Source organism: Paenibacillus sp. EPM92 (assembly GCF_016586185.1).
Taxonomy (GTDB): Bacteria; Bacillota; Bacilli; order Paenibacillales; family NBRC-103111; genus Paenibacillus_G; species Paenibacillus_G validus.
Genome location: NZ_BCPS01000046.1, coordinates 20,254 through 43,407 on the forward strand (window position 1 = coordinate 20,254; position 23,154 = coordinate 43,407).

Here is a 23,154-nt window from a genome sequence, read left to right on the forward strand (position 1 = left end):
CATTTCGTGAAGTATGTTATGATGGAGAGTAAGTGTTGACGTTAGGTAAGGGGGGTTCTGCGTGTCCAGACGCGCTTTTATCGGGTGGATGCTCGCCATGCTCGCTCTGATTGCGACGGCGCTCGCTGGGCTCGTCAAGCTGCTGCAGAAGGTTGTTGCCACGCAAGAAGCGTCCAGAGCGCCGGGAGCCGCGAAAGGTTCGGTGGACGCCCCTCAAACGGGCAAGCCGGAGCCGCAAGCGGGGGGCGATCCGAATGCGCCGCTGTTTTCGTTGATGGTGCTGAGCGATTTGCATGTTTCGGAAGCCGATCCGCATACGATCCGGAATTTGAAGAAAGCGCTCGAAGACATTCAGGAGCTCGGGGGGCCGGTTGACGCGATCGCGCTTACGGGCGACTTGACCGAGTACGGCAGCGAGAAAGAGTATAAGGGGCTAAGCAAGCTGCTCTCGGCGTACAAGCTGCCGCCTCTGTACGCTAACATGGGCAACCACGATTACTATGACGTTTGGATTGATCGATTCGGCCGATTTAATAAAGATACGATGCCGAACGGCAAAACCGATTGGCAGTCGCGCGAGCGGTTTCAAGCGTTCTTCGGCTTGTCTAAGCCGTACCATGACGTGTGGGTGCAGGGACATCACGTCATTCTGCTGTCGCAGGAAACGTATGTGCAGGAGAAACCGGAGGTCGGCGAGGGCGCTTGGTATTCCGAGGAGCAGCTCGCCTGGCTGGAGGAGCGTCTGGCCGCACACAAGGACGGCAAGCCGGTGTTCATTATGACGCATCAGCCGCTTCCGCCAGCAGGCCGCGACGGCAAAACGCATCAGCTGATTCCTGCGAATCGTTTTCGTGAAATATTGAAGCCTTATAAGAACGTATTCGTATTCTGCGGGCACAGTCATCAGGATTTTCAAGGGACTATTGAACATTATGTGAGGGAAAGCTTTCATTATTTTCATAATTCATCGGTCGGCCGCGTCATGAACCGCAAATACGAGACCGTGGATAAAGAGAAGTCGCAAGGCTTGTATGTGCAAGTGTATCGGGATCGCGTCACGCTTCGCGGCCGGGATTTCACCGGGAAGCAATGGCTGAAGGAAGCCGATTGGACGGTTCCGCTGACGAAGGCGTAAGAAACATCTGTAACTTTGCGAAATGAGGAAGGAATTACATTCGACATGAGTACCGATAATCAAGGAAAAATAGCGGAGGAAGTCCGCAAACGCCGGACGTTCGCGATCATCTCTCACCCGGATGCCGGGAAAACGACATTAACCGAGAAGCTGCTCTTATTCGGGGGAGCGATTCGGCTGGCCGGTACGGTCAAAGGGCGCAAAGCGAGCCGCCACGCGACAAGCGACTGGATGGAGATCGAGAAGCAGCGCGGAATCTCCGTCACTTCGTCCGTGATGCAGTTCGATTATGAGGGTCATCGCGTCAACATTCTGGATACGCCGGGTCACCAGGACTTCAGCGAAGACACGTACCGGACGCTGACGGCGGCGGACAGCGCGGTCATGCTGATCGACTCGGCCAAAGGGGTCGAGGCCCAGACGAAGAAGCTGTTCCAGGTGTGCCGGAAGCGGGGCATTCCGATCTTTACGTTCATTAACAAGATGGACCGCGAAGGGCGCAATCCGTTTGAGCTGCTCGAGGAGCTGGAGAACCTGCTCGGCATTCGCTCTTATCCGATGAACTGGCCGATTGGCTCGGGCAAACAATTCAGCGGCGTGTACGACCGGAAGCTGACGCAGGTCGAGCTGTTCCAGGGCGATGATCACCGTGAAATTCAGGTTCAGCCTGTCAGCGGTTACGACGATCCGATCGTGAAGGAGATTGCGGGCGAATTTTTCTACGAGCAGCTCGTGCAGGATTTGGAGCTGCTCGATGTTGCGGGCGACGAGTTCGATATGGAGAAGGTGCGTACCGGCGAACTGACCCCGGTATTCTTCGGGAGCGCGATCAACAACTTCGGGGTGCAGACGTTCCTGGAAAACTTCCTGCAGCTTGCACCGATACCGACATCGCGCAAAAGCAACGTAGGCGAGATCGACCCGCTGAATGAGAAATTTTCGGGCTACATTTTCAAAATTCAAGCGAACATGAACCCGGCGCACCGTGATCGGATCGCCTTCCTCCGCATTTGCTCAGGCAAATTCGAGCGCGGGATGAGCGTCAAGCACGTGCGGGTCGGTAAAGACATCAAGCTGTCGCAGCCGCAGCAATTTCTCGCACAGGACCGCGATATCGTCGAGGATGCGTACCCCGGCGACATTATCGGGCTGTTCGACCCGGGCATCTTCCGCATCGGCGATACGCTGAGCCAAACCCCGGGACTGGAGTTCGACGAGCTGCCGACGTTCTCGCCGGAGCTGTTCTCGAAGGTGACGGTCAAGAACGCCTTGAAGCACAAGCAGTTCCAAAAAGGCGTGGATCAGCTGACGGAGGAAGGCACGATTCAAGTGTTCAAAACGATCGGCTTCGAGGATCTGATTCTCGGCGTCGTCGGGCAGCTCCAGTTCGAGGTGTTCGAGTACCGGATGAAAGGCGAGTACGGGGTTGACGTACAGCTCTCTCGCATGACGTATCAGTTTGCTCGCTGGCTCGTCGGCGACGATATCGATCCGGGCAAATTCCGGATCAATTCGCAGCTCGTGAAGGACAAGAAGGACAACTATGTAGCGCTGTTCGAGAACGAGTATGCGCTTCGTACGGCGATGGAGAAAAATCCGAATTTGAAGTTTTTGGAGACGGCCCCGTAAGGGACGGCGTATCTGCCAAAACCTTTCGTCCCCCGCTGCTTTAAGAGCGGTTGGCGAAAGGTTTTTTTGGTTTATCCGGGGGGCTGGGCAGGACCGACTCAGACGGCCGTAACGTACTGTCAAGCATATTGATAGTGTAGCAGGGCAAGCGGTGAAGAGGGACCTGAGCGGACGATTGAGGTTGACAGTGCGGGCCGCGCGAGAGATAATGAGCGCAACTGGCGTAGCGCGATAAAGAACGGGGGTGGTCTACATCGTAACCCGCAAAGAAGTCGCCATACTGGCGGGGGTCTCGGAAGCAACGGTTTCCCGGGTATTCAACGGGGTCGGACCGATGAGGGAGAAGACGAAGCAGCGCGTACTGGAAGCGGCCGAGACGCTCAATTATCATCCGAACGCGATTGCCCAAAACTTCGCCAGAAGGCGCAGCGGGAACATCGGCGTCGTGCTTCCGTATGTGCCCAAAGTGCATATTTTTTCGACTTATTATTTTGCCGAGGTGCTTAGCGGCATCGGGGAGCAGGCGAGGAACTCCGGCTACGACATGCTGTTAATGTTCCGCACTCCCGGCGAGGAGAACGATTACAGCCGGTTGTTCCGATCGCACAAGGTGGATGCTTGTATTCTGCTAGGCGCCACGGATACGGCGCAGGAACGGGCGGAGCTTGCCAAGCTGCACGAGAACGGATTTCCTTATTGCGTGGTGAATCAGCATTTTCCGGGAGCCGAATTTAATTTGGTGGATGCCGATCATGTGGAGGGGAGCTATCAGGCGGTTCGACATTTGATTGCAGGGAACTGCCGGCATATCGCCTTCTTGAACGGCTCCGTTCAGTATTCGAACAGCGGGGACCGGTGGTTGGGGTATCTTCGAGCGATGAAGGAAGCAGGCCTGCTGGAAGCGCATGTGAACATCCCTGCCGAGATGCCGGCCGGCTTGTATTACGAAGGCAATTACAGCCGGACAAGCGGGTACAAAGCCGCCTCGGCTATGGCGCCGCATATGGAGCGGATCGATGCGGTATTCGCTTCCAACGACCGGATGGCGATCGGGTTGATACAAGGGCTGCGGGAGCATGGGTTTCAGCCCGGACGGGATTATGCGATTATCGGGTACGACGATTCGGATGCAGCCCGCGTGACCGATCCTCCGCTCTCCAGTGTGGCCGTTCCTTTCTTCGAAATGGGACGGATCGCGGCCGAACAAGTGATCGGCCGCCTGAACGCGGACGATAACGTGCGGATGAAACCAATCGGGGTGAAGCTCGATACCCGGCTTGTCGTCCGCCGTTCGTGCCGGCTTGAGGGAACGCGGTTCTAAACGCATAAAGCCCGGCTTTGCCGCAACGGCGAAAGTCGGGCTGCTTCCATTCCCGGCAAGAGCTATAACCGGCTAGGCCAAGTGCTCTTTTAACGTTGAGATGAGTTGGGTTTGCACTTCGGTTTCGCTGTTCTTCCAAATGATTTCAAACAGTACTCCGAGGCCTGGGAGCACGCGTTCTTCCCCGTCGATCGAATCCTCGATCACCCCCATCAGCTCCTCGTTCGATTTATCGTGCATCCGTTGTACGATGGCTTGTCTCAAGTTCAAATTCATGCCCGCCCTCCGCTTTTCGTTCGATTTCACTTTCATTAATATGCTCCGAATCGTTCGGATTCATGCCTTTTTCAGCAGGACGTTGAACGATTGGACTTCGGTTTGCATTTATATTTATAATGAAAGTAAGGCTCAGGTTTAGATTCAGAATCGCACGGTGGAGGCGGAAACGCATGAAAAAACAATTTGCTGTTATCGGCATGGGACGCTTCGGTTCCAGCGTAGCTGTGACGTTATCCAACCTTGGTTTTGAAGTATTGGCCATTGACAGCAGCGAACAGCGTATACAAGAGGTCGCTAACCTCGTGACTCACGTGGTGCAGGCCGATTCGACGGACGAGGAAGCGCTCCGTTCCTTGGGCTTGCGCAATTTCGACGTTGTCGTGGTGGCGATCGGCCAAGACATTCAGGCGAGCATTCTGACAACCATTATTGTGAAGGAAATCGGGGTCCCGCGCTTAATTGTGAAGGCCCAAACCGAGCTTCAAGGCAAGGTACTGCGCAAGGTCGGGGCGGACAAGGTGATTTATCCTGAACGGGACATGGGACAACGCGTGGCCCATCATCTGATTTCATCCAATATTATCGATCATATCGAAATTTCCGAAGATTACAGCATTGTTGAAATTGCGGCCTCGGGAAGGATGATCGGGCGCAGCTTGCGGCAGCTGGATATTCGGGCCAAATATGGCTGCAACGTCATGGCGATCAAAACCGGAGAGAAAATGAATATTGCGCCGCATGCCGAAGATTTAATTCAAGCGAATGACATACTCGTCATTGTCGGCAAAAATACAGACCTGCAGCATTTTGAAAAGACGTTCGCGGAATAGAGGTTGCTCGAATTGACATCATATTATGAACAAAACGCTGCCGCGGCAGACACGATCCGTTCGGCGCAAAACCCGCGTGTGAAACAGTGGGCGGAACTGTTAAGCCGCAAAGGGCGGGATAAAATCGGCCGCTTCGTGATCGAAGGGCTCCATTTGGTGGAGGAGGCTTTGAGCTCCGAGTCGATGCCGGAGACGCTAGTGTATACGGCGGAAAGGTTCGACGTCGTTTCGCCGCTCCTGCGGAAGGCGAAAGCGGCGGGAGTCGAGTGCGTCCCCGTGACGGAACAGGTGCTGGCGAAGTGCACTGACACTCAGACGCCGCAGCCTGTATTCGCCGTCGTTCCCAAGCTGCCATGGCGGCCGGCGGACTTGATGAAGGCCAGCTTGCCGGACGGGCTCGTTGTCGTCATCGACGGCATTCAAGATCCCGGCAACTTGGGGACGATCATTCGCAGCGCGGACGCTGTCGGCGCAACGGGCGTATTGCTTGGCAAAGGCACGGTCGATTTGTACAATCCGAAAACTGTGCGCTCCACGATGGGATCGCTCTTCCATCTTCCGATTGCGCAGGGCGATCTCGGGGAATGGCTGCCGCAAGCCGCGGCCGCCGGCATTCAAGTGGCGAGTACGAGCCTGGCGGGCGCTGTTCCGCTCTATGACTGCGACTTCCGGCCGCCGACCTGGTTCGTGATCGGCAACGAAGGCCAGGGCGTGTCGCCCGAAGTCGACCGGCTGGCGTCGCAGCGCGTGCTTATTCCGATGGCCGGAAGGGCCGAGTCGTTGAATGCTGCGATGGCGGCGACGGTTGTGCTGTTTGAGGCGATGCGGCAGCGGCTGGGGTAAGTGAACGATTATTCTGTTGTTGTTGTGAGTTGTAATTCACTTTGTCACCGTTTGGAACGTTGTTTGTCACGGGTTTGGAACGTAGATTTGTCATAAGTAAGATAGCCCGATGAGTCAAAAAACCTTGATTTGTCGGGCTATTTTTTGTCATCATTAGTGAAAATACGATTAAGGTACGGTGCTGTATGATTGGGGATAAAATTTGTGTTCTAAGAAAAACTAAACAGACTAAATCAAGTTGAATTTGCTGCTTCGCTTGGTATATCACAAGGCAATTTAAGTGAGATCGAAAAGGGGAAAAGTAAACCTTCAGCGGAAACGCTAATGGCGTTAAGAAGAACTTAAAATCAGGACGGTTTTAATAGGTCTGAAGTACCAAACATGAAAATACATATTGTGCGAATTCGAATTTTTTGTTAGACTTGTATCACAAGTTACAAGATCGGTGGTGGATAATAATTATAAAGGCCATTGAAAAGCAAAATGTGGTAGATGAGGTTTATGATCAGATCAAAAGTAACATTATCACCGCAAAATGGAAGCCTGGCGACAAGATACCGTCTGAAAACGAACTGTGCCAAATGTTTAATGTCAGCCGCGTTAGTGTCAGAAGCGCTATTCAAAAGCTAAGGGCTGTCGGTATCATTACCACGCACCATGGAAAGGGCTCCTTTGTGTCTCCTTCCATAAATGAAAGCATTCTCAATAGCTTCATCCCTGTCATGAACTTAAGCGAACAAGAATTTTTGGACATGATGGAATTTCGTGAGACGATTGAGTTCAAGTGTATTGATTTGGCCGTTGAGAGGGCGGAGGAGAAGGATATTCAGCAAATCGGTCAAGCCTTGCAGAAAATGATTGCGAACAAAGATGACTTTGTAAAATATTCCCAGAGCGATCTGGAATTTCACTTCGCAATTGTAAGGGCTTCCAAAAACGAGTTGTTCCTCAAACTTATGAATGCAGTTAAGGATGCGTACTATTACTATCTCGAAGAGTTAAATCGCGTCTTTGGGGTTAACGAAGAAAGCCTGCAGGGGCATATTGCCCAGTATGAAGCAATCCGTAATAAAGACGCAGGAAAAGCGAAAGAGCTGATCGCTATCGGGATGGAAGAGAACCGCCGAAAAATCGCGCAATTAAAAAATCATTTTTGATTTTTTTCTTTATACTTGTATGACATGATATGTGTTATGACTTTACCTGAATTTGGTTTTAAGCGGTCCGCTGCCTGTTCCTACATAAAGGCAACCCCGTTTTGAACAAATAAATGACAACAAGTTGGAGGGTAAACTATGAAATTGAAAAGCATTACTACAGCAACTCTCACCTTGGCCTTAACCGCAAGCATGATCGGTTGTTCGTCAAAAGCGGAGAATTCCGATTCGGGAGCGGCGGGAACAGGATCTAAGCAAACTACTTTGACCATTATGTCCGCTGTCCAAACGGAAAAACCCGGGGGAGACATTGAGAAGCAAATAGCGGAAGCTTATATGAAAGAGCACCCGAATGTAAAAATTGAATTCATGGGTGTATCGATGAACGACATGTACAAAAAGATATCTGTACTTGCCGCTGCCAATCAAATGCCGGACGTCTTTACAAACACGCCGGAATTTATGTACAACGTTTATCAAATGAATGCCACGGAGGATTTGAGCAAGCTCCTCGGGGTGGATTATCTGAAGGAATTTTATCCGAATGTCATTGAGGAATCCAGCATAGACGGCAAGCTGCAGTTCATTCCTTGGACCTCGACGCCTCAAGCATTGATTTATCGGGGGGACTTGTTCGAGAAGGAAGGGCTGAAGGCTCCGGAAACTTGGGACGATTTTCTCGCTGCGGCTCAAAAGCTTACAAAGGATACTAACGGCGACGGCAAACCGGATCAATGGGGCTTCGCTATGATCGGTACCCGCAATACATCTGGAGGAACCCGCTTCCTGCCTGTGCTTCGCTCTTTCGGCGCGGAAGAAGTCCGCAAAGATGCGAACGGCAAATGGGTAACTGATTTGGACACTGCGAAAGCTAAGGATGCCCTGCAATTTTATACCGATCTGAACAATAAATACGGTGTGGTTCCTCCGGGCGTAACGGAAACCGGCTTCCCGGAAGCGGCCAGCATGCTCGCCTCCGGTAAAGCGGCCATGCTGATCAGCGGACCGAATGCTCTCGGCACCATCATCTCGCAAAATCCGGATATGAAAGGAAAACTGTACAGCGCTCCTATACCGATGAAAGAAAAGCACTCTGCAACATTCGGGCTGCTGGGATATTCCATTTCGGCAACAAGCAAAAACAAGGAAGTGGCTGCAGATTACCTGAAGTATCTCCTTAACAATGAAAATGCACTGAAATTCACTGAAGCAACCGGCCCGCTGCCGACTAAAGCCCAATTGGCATCAAGCCCGTCGCTGAGCGCTCCGGATAAGGCCGGATTCGTAAAAGCGCTGCAGTACGCTTATCATGCACCGACCATTTCTACGTATTCGCAATTCTATGATATCGTAGCCGAATCTTATCAAGTCCTCTTGGCTTCGAATTCGAAAGTAACGGCTGACGAAGCCATGAAAAAAGCGGCTGCGCGTGCAAATGAATTGATTGCAAAAGAAGGCAAGTAAGCATACAAATTACACCGATGGCTTTCTGAAGAAGGGAGTTCCTTCTTCAGAAAGCTGGCGGCATCATGAAAAGAAAGGAGGGGGGACAGTGAAGAACGCAATCGTCAAAAAAGAGTGGTGGGCCGCATATGGTTTCATTTTGCCGGCTGCCATTACGCTCTTGTTGTTGGTTACGTATCCTCTACTGTATGGCGCATACATTAGCTTTTTTAATACCAATTTGGTCAACAAATGGGACTTTGTTGCACTGAACAATTATGTAAGCATTTTTTCAAACATTCAGTTTGTCGGAAATATTGTAGTCACGTTGAAATATACGTTGTTTACCGTTATCGGTCACTTCGCGATCGGACTTGTGCTTGGGCTCATACTGAATATGAAGTTGCCGGGCATAACAATTTTTCGGACAATTCTAATCCTCCCTTGGCTGCTCCCGGAAGTAGTAGTCGGATTGTTGTGGAAGTGGTTGTTCAACCCGATGTACGGCCTCTTCAACGATATCCTGATGCGTCTTCATGTGATTGATAGTCCGGTTTCCTGGTTGGGTGACGCATCTTACGCTTTTATCGCGATCGTCATCGTTTGCGTATGGAAGGGTTACCCGATGGTTATGATGATGGTCCTCGCCGGGCTTCAGTCGATATCGCAGGACACGTATGAAGCGGCCAAGATCGATGGCTGTAATCGGGTTCAGTCGTTCCGTTACGTCACGCTGCCCGGTCTGCTTCCGGTGCTCGTGGTCACACTGATCCTTGATACCGTCTGGTGGTTCAAACACTTCACCATGATTTGGCTGCTGACGGAGGGGGGCCCGGGGGACGCCACAAACGTTGTCAGCATCGATATTTTCAAGCAAGCCTTCCAGTTCTTCGATTTTGGCAAAGCTGCGGCAATGGCAGTAATCGTGTTCTTTGTGTGCTTCTTAATCGGATTTTTATACAGGAGGCTGTTCGGCAATGACAACGACTAATGGAAACGGACGCTTGTTCAACCTGCTCATGTATCTAATATTGGCAATTGCTTCCTTATGCGTATTGGTTCCGACGTTGTGGATGCTGTCGACAGCACTCAAGCCGATGGATGAAGTTATGGTTACTCCGCCCAGATGGATCCCGGAACACATCACTTTTGAAGCTTTCTCTCGAATTTGGAAGGATTATCCGTTCGGTACTTATTTCTACAATAGTATTATCGTTGTGCTGGTTTCTACCGGAATCTCCCTAGTATTCTCCGCACTGGCAGGATACGGGGCATCTCGCTTTCAATTCCGCGGGAAGGGGGCGTTCCTGACCTTTTTGCTCGTTACGCAAATGTTTCCGTCTATCATGCTGCTGATTCCGTTCTATAAGGTTTTGAAAACGCTTGGTCTGGTAGACACCCATTGGGGTTTGATTTTGGTGTACATCTCATTTTCAGTCCCGTTCTGCACATGGTTAATGCTTGGCTTTTTTCAAGGGATACCTAAGGAGCTGGATGAGGCGGCGACAATCGACGGATGCGGCCGGGTCCGCACGTTTGTGCAGATTATTCTTCCCTTGTCGTTACCCGGCTTGGCGGCTACGGCGATTTACTCATTCATCGTAGGTTGGAACGAATACATGTTTGCGTTTATTTTGACGACCTCAGAGAAGATGAAAACTTTGCCGATCGGCATCGGTCAATTGAACGGGTTTTATAAGATTGTGTGGAACGATTTGATGGCGGCTTCCATTGTATCAAGCTTGCCCCTAATCATCCTGTTTATTTTCCTGCAAAAGTATTTTATCAGCAGTCTGACGGCAGGAGCCGTAAAACAATAGAGTATGTTCGGATAGGAGCAGCGAAGATGATTACTATACGCGATGTGAAAACGATACTGACTGCCCCGGAGGGAATCAACCTGGTGGTGGTCAAAGTCGAAACGTCGGAACCCGGCTTGTATGGCTTGGGATGCGCTACGTTTACCCAAAGATATTTGACTGTTGCCTCAGCTATCGAGGATTACTTAAAGCCTTTTCTAATCGGAAAAGACGTACACCGTATCGAGGATATTTGGCAGACTGCGATGGTAAGCGGCTATTGGCGCAATGGTCCGGAGTTTAACAATGCTCTTTCGGGCGTCGATATGGCGTTATGGGATATAAAAGGGAAAATTGCCGGTTTACCGGTGTATCAGCTGCTTGGCGGCAAATGCCGCGAAGGCGCTGCAATATACAAGCATGCTGACGGATCGTGCAAAGAAGAGGTAGAAGAAAATGTAAGGTCTTATATGGAACAGGGCGTCCGTTATGTGCGCTGTCAGATGGGGCTATATGGCGGTCGGGACCAAAAAATTATCAAACCTGAGAACGCATTGGACGGCGTTTATTACGATCCGAAGGCTTATATGAGAGGGATCGTCGAATTGTTCGAGCACTTGCGTGGCAAGCTTGGCTGGGAAATCGAATTTTTGCACGATGTTCATGAACGGCTGTCTCCTATAGACGCGGTCGCGTTCGCTAAGCAGATGGAACCATTCCGGCTGTTTTATCTGGAGGACGCGCTGCCGCCGGAACAAATCGAATGGTATCGCACGATTCGTCAGCATACGGTGACTCCAATCGCCATGGGGGAACTGTTTAACAATCCGAATGAATGGCTTCCGCTTATGTCCAATCGCTTGATTGACTTTATCCGTGTGCACGTTAGCCAAGTAGGCGGAATAACTCCGGCTAAAAAAATGACGTCCATGGCAGAGGCTTTCGGCATCCGCACTGCGTGGCACGGGCCGGGAGATGTTTCTCCGGTAGGTCATGCCGCAAACGTGCATTTGGACATAAGCAGCATCAATTTCGGTATTCAGGAGTGGAACGGATTCAAGGAAGAAGTTTACGAAGTATTCTCCGGATGCCCCGTAGAAAAAGACGGATATGTATATCCGAATGACCTTCCAGGACTCGGCATCGATATCGATGAAGAAAAAGCAAAGAAGTATCCGTGTACGAACGTACTTCCAAAATGGACGTTGGCCCGTTTGCCGGACGGGACATCGGCACGTCCGTGACTCGATTAGACTTGAGTGGATTCAATGCTTAAACGGTGATACCCGTTAATGCTATCACGCAGACCATGCCAATGGTCTGTTTTTTTTTTTTTGAATTGATGCTTGTGGCCTCCCGGGATTCCTAATAACATCGGCATGAAATTTATTTTCTCACGTCAATTTCAAACTCCAGTTTATTACGCTCCCTCAATATGATTCAGTTTCCTCACTGAGACTCATGAATTCGCAGGATTTCACCCTGTGTAAGATGAGAGAAGAGAGTCACACGGAGGAGCCGGTGGCTAGATCCGTAGAAAGGGCATGCGAGAACAAAGGTGTGGTGTCCAACACCCAAGTTGTTCCATATTGTGCACGTCTCCACGTAGCCCTAGCGATTCTCGCTCCCATGTCTCAACGGGTCTATGCCCTTACATGCTTCGTCACATCTAACTAAGGGGTGGAGGTCGGTTTTTCTAACGGAACGGGTCCATTTTGCGCAACATATCCCGATAGGTGGGGAGGTTCCATGCCGACGATGACTTTGGTCAACTTGTAAGACTTGAGCAGATCTTGAATCCAACGACCGAACAGTTGAAAGCCCTCGTCATGGTTGCCGAACTCCAGCGGCGATCCCAGTGCAATTCCCCAATAGCTGACCGAACGAGCAACGTGAGCCTCCTGGGCAATATCTACACCGACAACCAAATGCAAAGAGCAAGTGTTTTCAATGAGTTGATTTTGCTTGTCCTGAGCCTTAGTGTGGTACTAAAAAAAGATAGTACTTGTAGGATATTGGTAAATTATTTAAATTATAAGTAGTTCAAGTATTAACCAAAAATGGTTGCTATGGAGGATAAACGCATATGAATCATCAAAAATATCAAAGAAGGAATACACCTGCTTTTACAGCTGTATCTTACTTCGCTTTTGCAGCAGGATTGTTTTTATTTGCAATTGGGGTTTATAACGCGGATTGGCAGCTTAATGTCAAAGGGTACTATATCCTTTGTGTGGTTCTCATAACGATGGCCTGTATTGTGGTGCAGAAGGTTGCCCGAGACAACGCAGAAGACAAATTTTTGCAGCAAGATAACCCAAAGCATAAAATGCGTAATACGACAGCCTTTACTGGCATGTCATATATCGGTTTATTGATTGGCTATGCAATGTTCTTTATTGGACTATATAATGCGCCCTTTGAATTGAACGTCAAAGGATACTACATTGCCGTGGTTCTCCTTATCTCGTACAGCGCTATCGGTGTGCAGAAAGTTATCCGCGACAACGTTGAGGACAAAGAGATCCTTGGGGACCTGGAGTTTAATCGTAATCCTCAAGACACGATATAGTTAAGCTGCCTTTAAGGCATGAGTTCGGTACTGTACTGGGCTCATGCCTTTTAGTTTTGTCTTACTTCGTTTGTGATTATAGTAGTTGATGTATTTTTCTAGTTCCACTTTGAATGGTTCAATACTCTCAAATTCCTGTGTGTATAAGAATTCGGATTTTAAGATGTTAAGAAACCTTTCGATACAACGCAAAAGAGAACGTTCTTCTCTATCAAGCTAATGGAGTAGAGGTTCAATCAGATAAGCGACCCGGAAGCGAAGACTATCGCTTGGGGTGCGCAAACTCCGTCCTGTTAATTGCTCGCACTTGTCCAATCGGTAGATAACGGTATTTCGATGAACAAAAAGCTGTTTGGCGGTTTCAGCGATTTGGCAATGATTCTCATAAAAGACCATCAGTGTTCTCATCAGTTCTTTTCGTTCTTTTTCCTCCAGTCCTTTCAGATCTTGAAAGGTGTCCAAGTAAAATTTCTTCAACTCTCCTATGGGAACCATTCGTAATAAATCCGCCAATTCTTTAATGTGATTGAATTGGACAAACATCCTTTTCTTACTGAGATATCCGGTTTGCAGGGCATCGAACGCTTCTTTGTAGGTGACGGAAATATCCAAGAGCTTTTGCACGGGATTACCAACTCCGAAGGAGACGGCAATCTGAGTCCTCTTATAGATCTCATCGGCAATCTTTTTTAATAGCTCCGCCAGTTCCATTTCCGTTTCTTGAAGATAAGGCTCATTCGGATTATAGGAAAGGATGACAACAAACAGGTCGTTTTTCGTGAAAATGACAAAGGGCGTTCCATGATCCGTAAATCCTTTTTTAATTAATTGATAGAGTTCCTCGCGCTCCGTAAATCTGCTGTCTTCAAGCGAAGCGGGGTTTATGCCGTTTGATTCCGCCGGCGCGTCTTTTTTGGCTGCGATACACAAAGAGGTGCTGTGTTCGTTTAGACCGTATCTTTTTCCCCGATGAATCACTTCCTGTTCGGAGGTTACGAACCCTTCCACCAAATCCGAAAAAAATTCATTCTTGTACCTTCTTGAGCGTTCCTTTACCGCCTGCTGTTTCAGCATTTCGAAGCTGATCACGTTGGCCGCTTGCTCCATTGCCATTAAGGGATGTTTATTGGTTGGCGGATTGTCAATGAACGAAATCAGGAATCCTTGAGGCTGATAGGTTTGAATAGGGTGAACGGCTACGTTTCGGCATGGTGAATCGGCATCCGCCACCAAGGACAAAGATTGGGTGGAGCGGGTGGCCGGCAAGGCCGTTAATGCATGCTGGATGACGGGCAGCAACGCCATATAAGGTGCGCTTTGAAAATGTCGGGATGAAGAAATGAGCTCCAGTTTATGATTTAACAGCAGTGTAGGGGAATCCAGCAACTTGGAGAGCTCTTGCACAATCTCCGGAATGCTTTTTCCCTCCAGCACGATACTGGTGAAATGTCTGTGGCTTTCTAAAGCGTATCGCAGCTCGTCGGCACTTTTTTCGAGAATATAGCTGAGCGACTGGTTCATAATTTCTCCAAGAGAAAAATCCAGAGGAAGCTCAATGATGGGAAAGTTCAGCTTATTGGCGACTTCTACAACACGAATAGGGATTGCCGGTAAAAAGCGCTTCGTCTTGATCATGAGTCCGGCGCAGCCGACATTGGCCATATTGGAGACCAGAGATTCCAGTGCTTCCGGACGATCCTTTATGACATATGCCGTGGTTAGCAGCAGCTCCTGAGGTTTTAAAAAGTCGATAATATCCGGAGCGTCCATCATGTTGACAGAATAGACGATGCGGTTCAACCCTTCTTCCCCGGCGATTACTCTGGATGTGGACAAGCAGGGAATTTTCAGAAGATCCGCTAATATCATGGACAACCTCTCCTTCATTACATTATGCGTAATATAATTTAACAAAAATATATCACATAGGGCGGATTTTGTGCAATATGAACAAAGGGAATTTTAATTTTGTTTATTCTGTATGATGAATAAGTCAAATAAATTCATTATAATCTGTTATATAAACAAACAATATATGTGATATAAGGTCACGTTAAATGGTTGGAAGGAGAGAAAGAGAGTATGAATTCGCAAACGCAAACTGAGATATTAAAGAGGCCCTTTTACAAAGGACTATTTTTTCAGATTATTGCATCGATCGTCGCGGGTATTTTAGTGGGCTATTTTTGGCCGACCATTGGCATTGCCCTGAAGCCGCTAGGCGATGGCTTCATCAAACTGATCAAAATGATCATTGCACCGCTTGTTTTTGGAGTTGTTGTCGTTGGTATTGCCAAGGTCGGTGACATAAAAGCGGTCGGAAGAATGGGAGGAAAAACGATCCTCTACTTCGAAATCGTAACGACCATCGCGCTGATCATAGGCATGGTAGTTGCAAACTTGATGAATCCCGGTGCAGGAATGAATGTCAATACCGCTACCCTATCAACGGATGCAGTCACCAAAGCGACCAAGGGCTCGCAGCTTCCCAGCACGACGGATTTCTTCCTGAATATGATCCCGGAAAGCGCCATCGGAGCGTTCGCAAACAATTCGATATTGCAAGTATTGCTAATATCTTGTTTGTGCGGCTTTGCAATCATCCATATTGGCGGACGGACGTCGGAGGTTCTGGTCGATTTCCTTGAACATGCCAACAAAGTCATGTTTCAAATTATGGGCTATATCATGAAGCTTACGGCGCTAGCGACATTCGGCGCATTGGCCTTCGCGGTCAGCCAGTACGGGATTAACACGCTCCTTTCATTCGGTAAACTGTTTATTGCCATGACCGTCGCATGTGTTGCCTTTCTCATTATATTAGCCATCATCATGCGGGCATACGTTGGTCTCAGTCTCTGGAAACTAATTCTCTACGTCCGCGAGGAGATTCTTCTCGCGTTCGCAACAGGTTCGACGGAAGCGGTCATGCCGCAGCTGATGAATAAGTTCGAGCACGCCGGCTGCAACCGCGCCGTTGTCGGACTGGTGGTGCCTACAGGATATTCGTTCAATCTGGACGGGGCCTCAATCTATTTATCGCTGGCACTGGTTTTTCTCGCCCAAGCGACCGGCACTCATTTGAGCATTGCCGAGCAGCTTGTGCTTCTGGGAGTTCTGCTGTTAACGTCCAAGGGGATGGCCGGAATACCGGGGTCCGCATTTGTTGCACTGTCAGCAACCGCGGCGGCAACAGGCTCCATACCAATGGCCGCAGTCGCCCTGATGCTTGCGCCTGACCGATTCATGGGAAATTATCGGACAACAGTCAATATTATTGGGTATGCTGTCGCCACCTTCGTCGTTGCGCGTTGGGAGGGCTTGCTTAATAAGCATCAGGCGGAAAACGTGCTTGACGGCAGACTTGCGTATGCTCTCGGCGAAACTAACCTTGCCGATGCAACTAAGAAGCAAGCGTTCTGACCCGGCATATCATGTGAAAAAAGAGGGGATGAAAACTCCCATGAAAGATTTTGGTTTCATTCACGAGCTGGTAGAACAATCCTTGTGTTAAGTATTACAGCAGACCGGTAAATGAGCCGGATCTGCTGTTTCGTTTGCAGTTATTGCAAATCCTGTACCATCTATCAGACGAACGTATCGTACAAGAAACCCGCACGCAGGCTGGCACAGCCGGAACAAAGTCCGCTCGACGTACGGCGGGATGCGGCAAAGCGTCTGCTTCGCGTTGTGGTCAAGCGGCATCCGAAGCTCGAGAAGAAGCTGCTGCCTGACCATGAAGGCTCGGTGAGCGAATAACTGAATCTTGCCAAACAGATCGTCGAGGACGAGCGACTGCTGTCGCACAAAGGGATGAAGTCAGCCATCGATCCTCTCCCAGCCGTAGTAGCATTATGGACGGATTCTAACCATTTTCATCATCTGAGGTGCGGCGCTGCATGTATGGCTAACGGGCATAAAATGGTGGACAACGGAAAAATGACATGCAAGCCGGCAACGGCTGCATGTCATTTTTCTTTACAGAAAACGGGCTGCCAAGGTAGCCGGCCCAATAAAGTCGTGGAAGAACGCTATCGTGGATTCCGCTTGCTATGGAGCATACATTCCAAGGGGATAACAGGGGGGATCATACGCGTTATGGTCATCGCCAGGCGTTAGGCAGCTGCCTCATCAGCAGTCTATCCATGCATGAAAATAGCGCCGATGACCAGAGAAGCCACAATCCCCCAGATCGGGTTCAGCCCCAAATATTGCACCGAAATAAAAAAAAGGGCTGCAATCAAAAAAGGCAGAAAAGAAAACATCCCGCTTCCTTTTTGAAAAGCAAACTTCGCAAAATCAAACGCCAACATGGCCAACATGACAAAAATGACCGGTTGAATCCCTTTGATCATACCCTTAATATAAATATTGCTCTGCAATTTATACATCACATTCACGAGCAAAACCATGAGCAGTGCGGTCGGCAGCACGACGGCTCCGACCGCAACAACAGCACCGCTCCATCCCGCAACCTTGAATCCGATATAGGCCGCAAGCTTGGTTGCGATAGGACCCGGAAGCGCATTGCCGAATGCAAGCGCTTGTCCGAATTCCTCGTTTCCCATCCAGCCAAACCGGTTCACCACTTCATTCTGGTACAAGGGAATAATCGACGGGCCTCCGCCATACCCCAGCATAGTCGATCTCCCAAAAGCGATAAATAAATCCAACAGCGTCTTGATCATCCTGCTCCTTCATTCCTTTCATTGCCGAACTTTACCAACCGATGGCAAGACCATCTCCTCGGGGATCGGCGGCGCCGTACATAACCCCGTTCGTATCGATACAGATTCCTTGGGCCTGGCCTACTATACCGTCCCAACCGGACACGAGTTCCACGCGATGCCCCCACTGCATGAGCTTCTCCGCGGCCGATTGCAAATTCCGGTTTTCCATTTTCAGCGAATCGCTCGCTTGACCCCAAGTCCGCCCATACACCCAACGCGGCAAAGCGATCGCTTCTTGAATTGTGCAGCCATAATCCAAAACACCGGTCAATATGGATAACTGTGTTTGCGGCTGCCCTTCGCCGCCCTGGGTTCCAAGTAATAAGTATGGCTTTTCCCCGCGCAGCACCATCCCCGGCATCAACGTATGAAAGGTGCGTTTGTTCGGAAGCAAGGCGTTGGGGTGCTCTGCATCCAGCGAAAAAAATGAACCTCTATTTTGCAAAATCACACCTGTACCCTCCGGAACGTAGGCCGACCCGAAATCATAGTATAAGCTTTGGATGAAAGAGACCGCGTTCCCCTCATCGTCCACGACAGCGGCATAAGCGGTATCCTGCCCCATGGGCGAAGATAGAAAAGGGCTGGCTTCCATGGGCGTTAATGATATTTGCTCGCTTAATTGCCTTGCGAAATCTTTTGACAACAGTTGGTCTACAGGAATATGCGCAAAATCCGGATCCGTCAAGTAACGATCCCGATATTGAAATGCCTTTTTGACGACCTCCACCATCAGGTGATAAAATGCGGCCGAATCTCGCGGAATGCCTGCCAGGTCAAAATGCTCCAATATATTCATCATGAGCAGCAGTGAAAATCCTTGGGAGTTCGGCGGCATTTGGTAAATCCGGTCGCCTTTGTACGTTGTCGACAACGGCTCGACCCAATCGCTTCGATGGGAGAGGAAATCTTCTTCAGTCAGAAGCCCCCCGTCAGCCCGAATGGCCAGGACCATAGCTTCCATGAACGGCCCTTTATAAAAAGCATCCCTTCCTTCCTTCATCAGAAGACGCAAGGTCGCCGCCAATTCGGATTGAACGAGACGCGAACCCTCGCTTTTTAATCGGCCTCCATCCATAAATACTTCCTTCAGAGTCTTATCCTCGCGGATCCATTGCTCGTCTTTACACATCCAGCGATACAGATCTCTGGAAACCGGAAAGCCTTGTTCGGCATATTGGACAGCCGGGGCAATAAGCTTATCCCAAGGCAGTCGGCCAAATCGGGTCCACGCCTCCCACCAGGCATCGACCATACCGGGTACCGTTATGGCGCTCAGAACACCGCGATCGGGAATACGGGATAACCCTTTATCCTTAAACAGGGATGAAGAGACCTCCCGGCCGGAACGGCCGCTTCCGTTAAGACCGATGACCTTTCGATCTTTCGCTGAATACATTAAGAAAAAGCTATCGCCCCCGATTCCCGTCATGTGAGGATAGACTACGGCCAAGGTTGCGCTAACCGCAACCGCAGCGTCAAAAGCGTTCCCTCCCTCGCGCAGGACGAAGCTTCCGACGGTGCTGGCCATATAATGCGGGGAAGCGACCATACCTTGATGCCCCATCGGCATGATGTTATTCAACAGGAACCTCTCCTTCCCGATAAACCTGGAGTGCCGCCTGAACGCCTGCAGCTGCATGGATTGGCACACCGAAGCAGATCATGACGGCCTCTAAAGCGCCGAGCAGATGCAGCACATTTTTCTTTCTGCAGCTAAATCCCATCGTACCGATCCGCCATATTTTCCCCTTTAACGGGCCGAAAGAGCTGGCAATTTCAATTCCGAACTGCTCCAGCAGCATGGCTCTCACCGCTTCGCCATCGATACCTTCAGGAATCCGGATACAGGTAACCATAGGCAATTTGCATTTCGGGTCTCCGTACAGCTGCAGCCCCATGCTTTGAATTCCTGCCATTAAAGCCTTCTCGTTTAGTGCATGTCTCGCAAAACGAACTTCCAGGCCTTCTTCCAAAACAATTCTTAACCCTTCCCTGAGTGCGTAAAGCATGGATGTCGCTTCCGTATGGTGATTCAATCGGGCGGGGCTCCAATAATCCTGGAGCTGGCTCAAATCGAAATAATTGCTTCGAATCGCAGTTCCTGCCGAAAGGGTCTGGGACATCGGATCGCGTAACCCTTTCTCGATTGTTTTTCTTCGTAAAATTTTCGCTTCCGCACGGCTGTTATAGGTGAGCGGGGACATGCCCGAAGGCACGGAAAGACATTTTTGCGTTCCTCCGATGACCACATCAAGCCCCCAGGCGTCGGTCTCAACCGGTGTTCCCCCAATCGTGGCCACAGCATCAACGACCAGCAAAATATCGAGTTCCCTGCACACCTTACCAATGTCCGCAAGCGGCTGCATACGTCCCGTAGAGGTTTCACCGTGCACGATCGCAACGAGCTTCGGCTTTTCCCGGTGAATGGCCCGTATCACTTCTTCCGGATCGAATACGCTTCCCCATTCCGTTTCCAGAGTCGCTATTTCCGCGCCGCAGCGCTCGGCAATTTCCATAAGCAAATACCCGAATCGTCCGTAAATCGGTATAAGCACTTTATCCCCGGGTTCAATTAAACTGGTTAATGCCGCTTCAATTCCCGAGCGGGAGGTCCCGTCAACGGGATATGCCCACTGATTGGAGGTTTGAAACACCTGACGAAGCATCCCCATCGTCTCGTTCATTAAATCGGTGAATTCAGGATCAAATTGGCCCAGGATCGGAAAGGACATTGCTCTGAGAACCCTGGGGTCCACTTCCACAGGACCGGGTGTCATGATCGTACGCAGGGACGGGGACAAATCCTTATACATTTTCATATTTCCTCCTCCTTATAGCCCAGCAGATATAATAATTCGATCAACACGGCGGTGCCGACGGCCAAATCTGCGGGAGACGTGTATTCTTGTGGGGAATGGCTGATCCCCAAATGGCTTGGAACAAAAATAAGGGCCGACGGACAGATGTGTTGAAACATTTGAGCATCGTGTCCTGCGCCACTGGCCATGCTAAGGTGAGAAATATCATGGCTTTTGCAAATCCGCTCAATCTTTGCAGACAACCCTTTGTCCATGTTTACGGGCGAAGCATTCATCCATAAATGGGTTTGGACATGAAGCTCCTGCTCTTCAGCAATTTTTCTGAATTCCGTTAAAAACCGATGACAAAACGTTTCTAAAACGGTGGCATCCGGATGCCGTACATCTACTGTAAAAATGACCTTCTCCGGTATCACATTCGCAACATTGGGCTTGACCTCAAACCGGCCTACCGTCGCCACCAAAGGCGCTCCCTGTTCCCTTGCGGCATTCAGCAAATATTGAGTCATCCCGCTAGCTCCGCCCAAAGCATCCTTTCTCCACATCATAGGCGTAGTCCCGGCATGGTTCGCTTCTCCCGTTACTTCGATCGTGTAGCGTCTTTGTCCCACAATGGCCTCGACAATCCCGATATTCAAGTTCTTTCTTTCCAGAACGATGCCTTGCTCCACATGAAGTTCAATAAACGCGCCGATATCTTGACGGCGGCTGTCCCGTAACGTACCGGAACCGAAGCCTGCAGCTTCCATCGCTTCGCGAAAAGAAATGCCGTTCTCATCGGTCAATAAGGCGATTTCTTCAACATGTCTGCGGCCCGTAATGCTCCCCGAGCCCCAGTAGGTCATCGGAAACCGGCTCCCTTCTTCTTCGCACAAGGAAACGACCTCCAGACTCCGCTTCGGCATGCCGAAATGTTGCTTCAAAAATTTCAGGGCAATCACGCCTGCCGCAATACCGAAGGTGCCATCGTACATCCCGCCGTTTTTGACAGTATCCACATGCGAGCCCGTCATAATCGACGTCTTGTTCGTTTCCGTTCCCGGCAGTTTTCCAAACAGATTGCCTACCCAATCGAAGGAAGCCTCCAAACCTGCTTGTTCCATTGCAGCAGCTAAAGCAAGCTGGGCATCCCGCCAAGCTTCCGAGTACAACAGGCGCGTGACGCCCCCTTCTTCCTGCTTTCCAAAAGAACCCATCCAGAGCATGAATTCTTCGATTTCTTCAGTAATGCTTTCTATGATTTCGCATTTGTCATGCAGCGAGAATGTGACTTTACCCTCCATAACGGTTCCTCCCAGTGACCCTTGGCACAGCGCCACACGCGTTTGCCGGCCTGATCTTTAGTTTGGTGTAATGTTTCGTTACATCTCGTATTTTTTATCCAAATTATAAGGGTTGGGTCAAAGGAAAGTCATTGTTCAATATATCTAATAATGATATTTATTTTTAGCTATAATATCCTAATTCGGGAAAAGAGAAGTGGAAGCAAGCTAGAAGTAGATTCTGCATAACCCATTGTTGAGCACTTGGAGGATTTCGCAATCATGATGCGATTGAGAGGGATAAGTTAGTTTTGCAGGCCTAAAACTCTCAATAACTATGCAAAAAAAGCCTGATTTTATCAGGCTTTTTTCACGTATCTTTCTCATACGGTTTGTATCAAATTATGGGATAAAATAATCCGGATTCGAGAATTCGTTTTATGATAAAGGCATCCCCTTGTCATTAGAGGAAGCGGATGACGGCGATTCGGATGGTTTGGGCCGTGCTGCTGGCCGTCCTGTTAATTTCGGCTAGCGGAGTCTTGTACATGTTTAGTAAAGGAGAGGAAGTGAAAGTAATATCCGTTACACAGGCAGATCTGGTCCAATACGTCCAGGCAACCGGCAAGGTGAAGCCGAAAGATGAGCGTAAGTTTTATGCCCAGACAAATGGAAAACTGCTTCATGTATACATAAAGGCCGGGGATAAAGTAAGAGAGAAGCAAGTGCTTGCAGAGATTGATCCTTCCGATACCCAGTTCAAGCTGCAGCAGCTCGAACTTCAGCTCGAGCAAGTGCAGGCTGATTGGAATAAAATGCAGGAAGGACCAAAGCCGGAGGAAGTGAAACTACTAGAAGAGAGCATTCATCAGGGAGAAATAAAATTAGCTATGATAACAAGGGAATGGAATAAATTGAGGAATGATTATGATACAGGTACAGCACTTAACACGCAATTACAGCAAAAAGAAGATGAAATGAAGCTGGCCCAATCTGCTTTAAATGCCGCCCCAAATAATCTTGCCTTAATACAACAAGGACCAAGCCTGATAGACAGAACTAAGTACGACGCGAAAGTAAAAGAGATTCAACTTCAACAGGAACAACTGGAAAAGGATCTTTTGAATATGCAGGTTGTATCCAATAGGAGTGGAACCGTTATAGATTTGACAGTACAGGAGGGTCAAATTGTAGAAAGGGGCAGGGAGCTGCTGACCTTAGCGGATCTTTCACAAATAGAGATCATATCCGATGTTAAGGAAGCACAAATATCTCAAATCTTTATGAATCAAGCAGCCGTTATTGAGGGCTCTGCTCTTGGTGAAGAGCAAT

The 23,154-nt window shown here is 49.5% G+C and carries 19 protein-coding genes and 4 pseudogenes; 15 read left to right on the forward strand and 8 right to left on the reverse strand.

What is annotated here, in order from left to right; all coding sequences use genetic code 11:
- Positions 1-61: 61 nt before the first annotated feature.
- From JMF85_RS08770 to JMF85_RS08780, 3 genes are all read left to right on the forward strand, one after another.
- Positions 62-1,135, forward strand: a complete 1,074-nt coding sequence (locus tag JMF85_RS08770; RefSeq protein WP_236595788.1) for a metallophosphoesterase family protein — start codon at positions 62-64, stop codon at positions 1,133-1,135.
- 45 nt (positions 1,136-1,180) lie between these two features.
- Complete coding sequence (locus tag JMF85_RS08775) at positions 1,181-2,764, forward strand: peptide chain release factor 3 (RefSeq protein WP_127608190.1); 1,584 nt, start codon at positions 1,181-1,183, stop codon at positions 2,762-2,764.
- 253 nt (positions 2,765-3,017) lie between these two features.
- Positions 3,018-4,085: a LacI family DNA-binding transcriptional regulator gene (locus JMF85_RS08780; RefSeq protein WP_141335812.1), complete on the forward strand. Its 1,068-nt coding sequence runs from the start codon at positions 3,018-3,020 to the stop codon at positions 4,083-4,085.
- 72 nt (positions 4,086-4,157) lie between these two features.
- On the opposite strand, the gene sspI is transcribed toward JMF85_RS08780, so the two are convergent.
- Complete coding sequence (gene sspI, locus JMF85_RS08785; RefSeq protein ID WP_054796194.1) at positions 4,158-4,361, reverse strand: small acid-soluble spore protein SspI; 204 nt, start codon at positions 4,359-4,361, stop codon at positions 4,158-4,160.
- Between the two features lie 173 nt (positions 4,362-4,534).
- Between sspI and JMF85_RS08790 the strand changes: the two genes are divergently transcribed.
- The 8 genes and pseudogenes from JMF85_RS08790 to JMF85_RS08825 all read left to right on the forward strand — a co-directional run bounded on the left by JMF85_RS08790 (position 4,535) and on the right by JMF85_RS08825 (position 11,680).
- A complete protein-coding gene (locus JMF85_RS08790) occupies positions 4,535-5,194 on the forward strand; it encodes a potassium channel family protein (protein WP_127608189.1) in 660 nt (219 codons plus the stop codon).
- A gap of 12 nt (positions 5,195-5,206) precedes the next feature.
- Positions 5,207-6,037: a TrmH family RNA methyltransferase gene (locus JMF85_RS08795; RefSeq protein ID WP_201318069.1), complete on the forward strand. Its 831-nt coding sequence runs from the start codon at positions 5,207-5,209 to the stop codon at positions 6,035-6,037.
- A gap of 237 nt (positions 6,038-6,274) precedes the next feature.
- Positions 6,275-6,382 (forward strand): annotated as a pseudogene (locus JMF85_RS08800) (helix-turn-helix domain-containing protein); the annotation flags it as partial.
- Positions 6,383-6,450: 68 nt separating this feature from the next.
- Positions 6,451-7,194, forward strand: coding sequence for a FadR/GntR family transcriptional regulator (locus JMF85_RS08805; protein WP_236595790.1), 744 nt, complete (start codon positions 6,451-6,453; stop codon positions 7,192-7,194).
- 138 nt (positions 7,195-7,332) lie between these two features.
- Positions 7,333-8,658 carry an ABC transporter substrate-binding protein gene (locus tag JMF85_RS08810; protein ID WP_127608187.1) on the forward strand — a complete coding sequence of 442 codons (1,326 nt, stop codon included), beginning with the start codon at positions 7,333-7,335 and terminating at the stop codon, positions 8,656-8,658.
- Positions 8,659-8,746: 88 nt separating this feature from the next.
- Positions 8,747-9,628 (forward strand): carbohydrate ABC transporter permease, encoded by an 882-nt coding sequence (locus tag JMF85_RS08815; RefSeq protein WP_127608186.1) that lies wholly within the window; start codon positions 8,747-8,749, stop codon positions 9,626-9,628.
- Positions 9,615-10,457, forward strand: coding sequence for a carbohydrate ABC transporter permease (locus JMF85_RS08820; RefSeq protein ID WP_127608185.1), 843 nt, complete (start codon positions 9,615-9,617; stop codon positions 10,455-10,457). The genes JMF85_RS08815 and JMF85_RS08820 overlap by 14 nt, the downstream gene beginning before the upstream one ends.
- Before the next feature lie 26 nt (positions 10,458-10,483).
- Entirely contained in the window at positions 10,484-11,680 is a 1,197-nt protein-coding gene (locus JMF85_RS08825) for an enolase C-terminal domain-like protein (RefSeq protein ID WP_127608184.1), read from the forward strand.
- A gap of 498 nt (positions 11,681-12,178) precedes the next feature.
- On the opposite strand, the pseudogene JMF85_RS08830 reads toward JMF85_RS08825, so the two are convergent.
- A pseudogene (locus JMF85_RS08830) lies at positions 12,179-12,388 on the reverse strand (IS110 family RNA-guided transposase); the annotation flags it as partial.
- A 134-nt stretch (positions 12,389-12,522) separates the two neighbouring features.
- On the opposite strand from JMF85_RS08830, the gene JMF85_RS08835 reads away from it, so the two are divergent.
- Positions 12,523-13,008: a YiaA/YiaB family inner membrane protein gene (locus JMF85_RS08835; protein ID WP_201318070.1), complete on the forward strand. Its 486-nt coding sequence runs from the start codon at positions 12,523-12,525 to the stop codon at positions 13,006-13,008.
- Here JMF85_RS08835 and JMF85_RS08840 read toward each other — a convergent pair.
- Both JMF85_RS08840 and JMF85_RS08845 read right to left on the reverse strand, forming a co-directional pair.
- A pseudogene (locus JMF85_RS08840) lies at positions 13,009-13,191 on the reverse strand (IS3 family transposase); the annotation flags it as partial. It lies immediately after the preceding gene.
- A gap of 33 nt (positions 13,192-13,224) precedes the next feature.
- Positions 13,225-14,895 carry a PucR family transcriptional regulator gene (locus JMF85_RS08845; protein WP_308645020.1) on the reverse strand — a complete coding sequence of 557 codons (1,671 nt, stop codon included), beginning with the start codon at positions 14,893-14,895 and terminating at the stop codon, positions 13,225-13,227.
- Positions 14,896-15,090: 195 nt separating this feature from the next.
- Here JMF85_RS08845 and dctA point away from each other — a divergent pair, with 195 nt between their 5' ends.
- Positions 15,091-16,431, forward strand: a complete 1,341-nt coding sequence (dctA, locus tag JMF85_RS08850) for a C4-dicarboxylate transporter DctA (protein WP_127608181.1) — start codon at positions 15,091-15,093, stop codon at positions 16,429-16,431.
- Positions 16,432-16,489: 58 nt separating this feature from the next.
- Positions 16,490-16,842 (forward strand): annotated as a pseudogene (locus tag JMF85_RS28005) (hypothetical protein); the annotation flags it as partial.
- Positions 16,843-17,147: 305 nt separating this feature from the next.
- Here the strand turns inward: JMF85_RS28005 and JMF85_RS08860 are convergent.
- From JMF85_RS08860 to allC, 4 genes are read right to left on the reverse strand one after another with little or no spacing between them, the layout of a single operon-like run.
- Complete coding sequence (locus JMF85_RS08860; RefSeq protein WP_127608180.1) at positions 17,148-17,696, reverse strand: chromate transporter; 549 nt, start codon at positions 17,694-17,696, stop codon at positions 17,148-17,150.
- Between the two features lie 31 nt (positions 17,697-17,727).
- Entirely contained in the window at positions 17,728-19,311 is a 1,584-nt protein-coding gene (gene ggt, locus JMF85_RS08865; protein WP_397375970.1) for a gamma-glutamyltransferase, read from the reverse strand.
- Between the two features lie 4 nt (positions 19,312-19,315).
- Entirely contained in the window at positions 19,316-20,560 is a 1,245-nt protein-coding gene (locus JMF85_RS08870) for a pyridoxal-phosphate-dependent aminotransferase family protein (protein ID WP_127608178.1), read from the reverse strand.
- Positions 20,557-21,843 carry an allantoate deiminase gene (gene allC / locus JMF85_RS08875; RefSeq protein ID WP_127608177.1) on the reverse strand — a complete coding sequence of 429 codons (1,287 nt, stop codon included), beginning with the start codon at positions 21,841-21,843 and terminating at the stop codon, positions 20,557-20,559. The genes JMF85_RS08870 and allC overlap by 4 nt, the downstream gene beginning before the upstream one ends.
- A 527-nt stretch (positions 21,844-22,370) precedes the next feature.
- Here allC and JMF85_RS08880 point away from each other — a divergent pair.
- Positions 22,371-23,154: HlyD family secretion protein (locus tag JMF85_RS08880; RefSeq protein ID WP_236595792.1), on the forward strand; the 784-nt coding region annotated here is incomplete at its 3' end.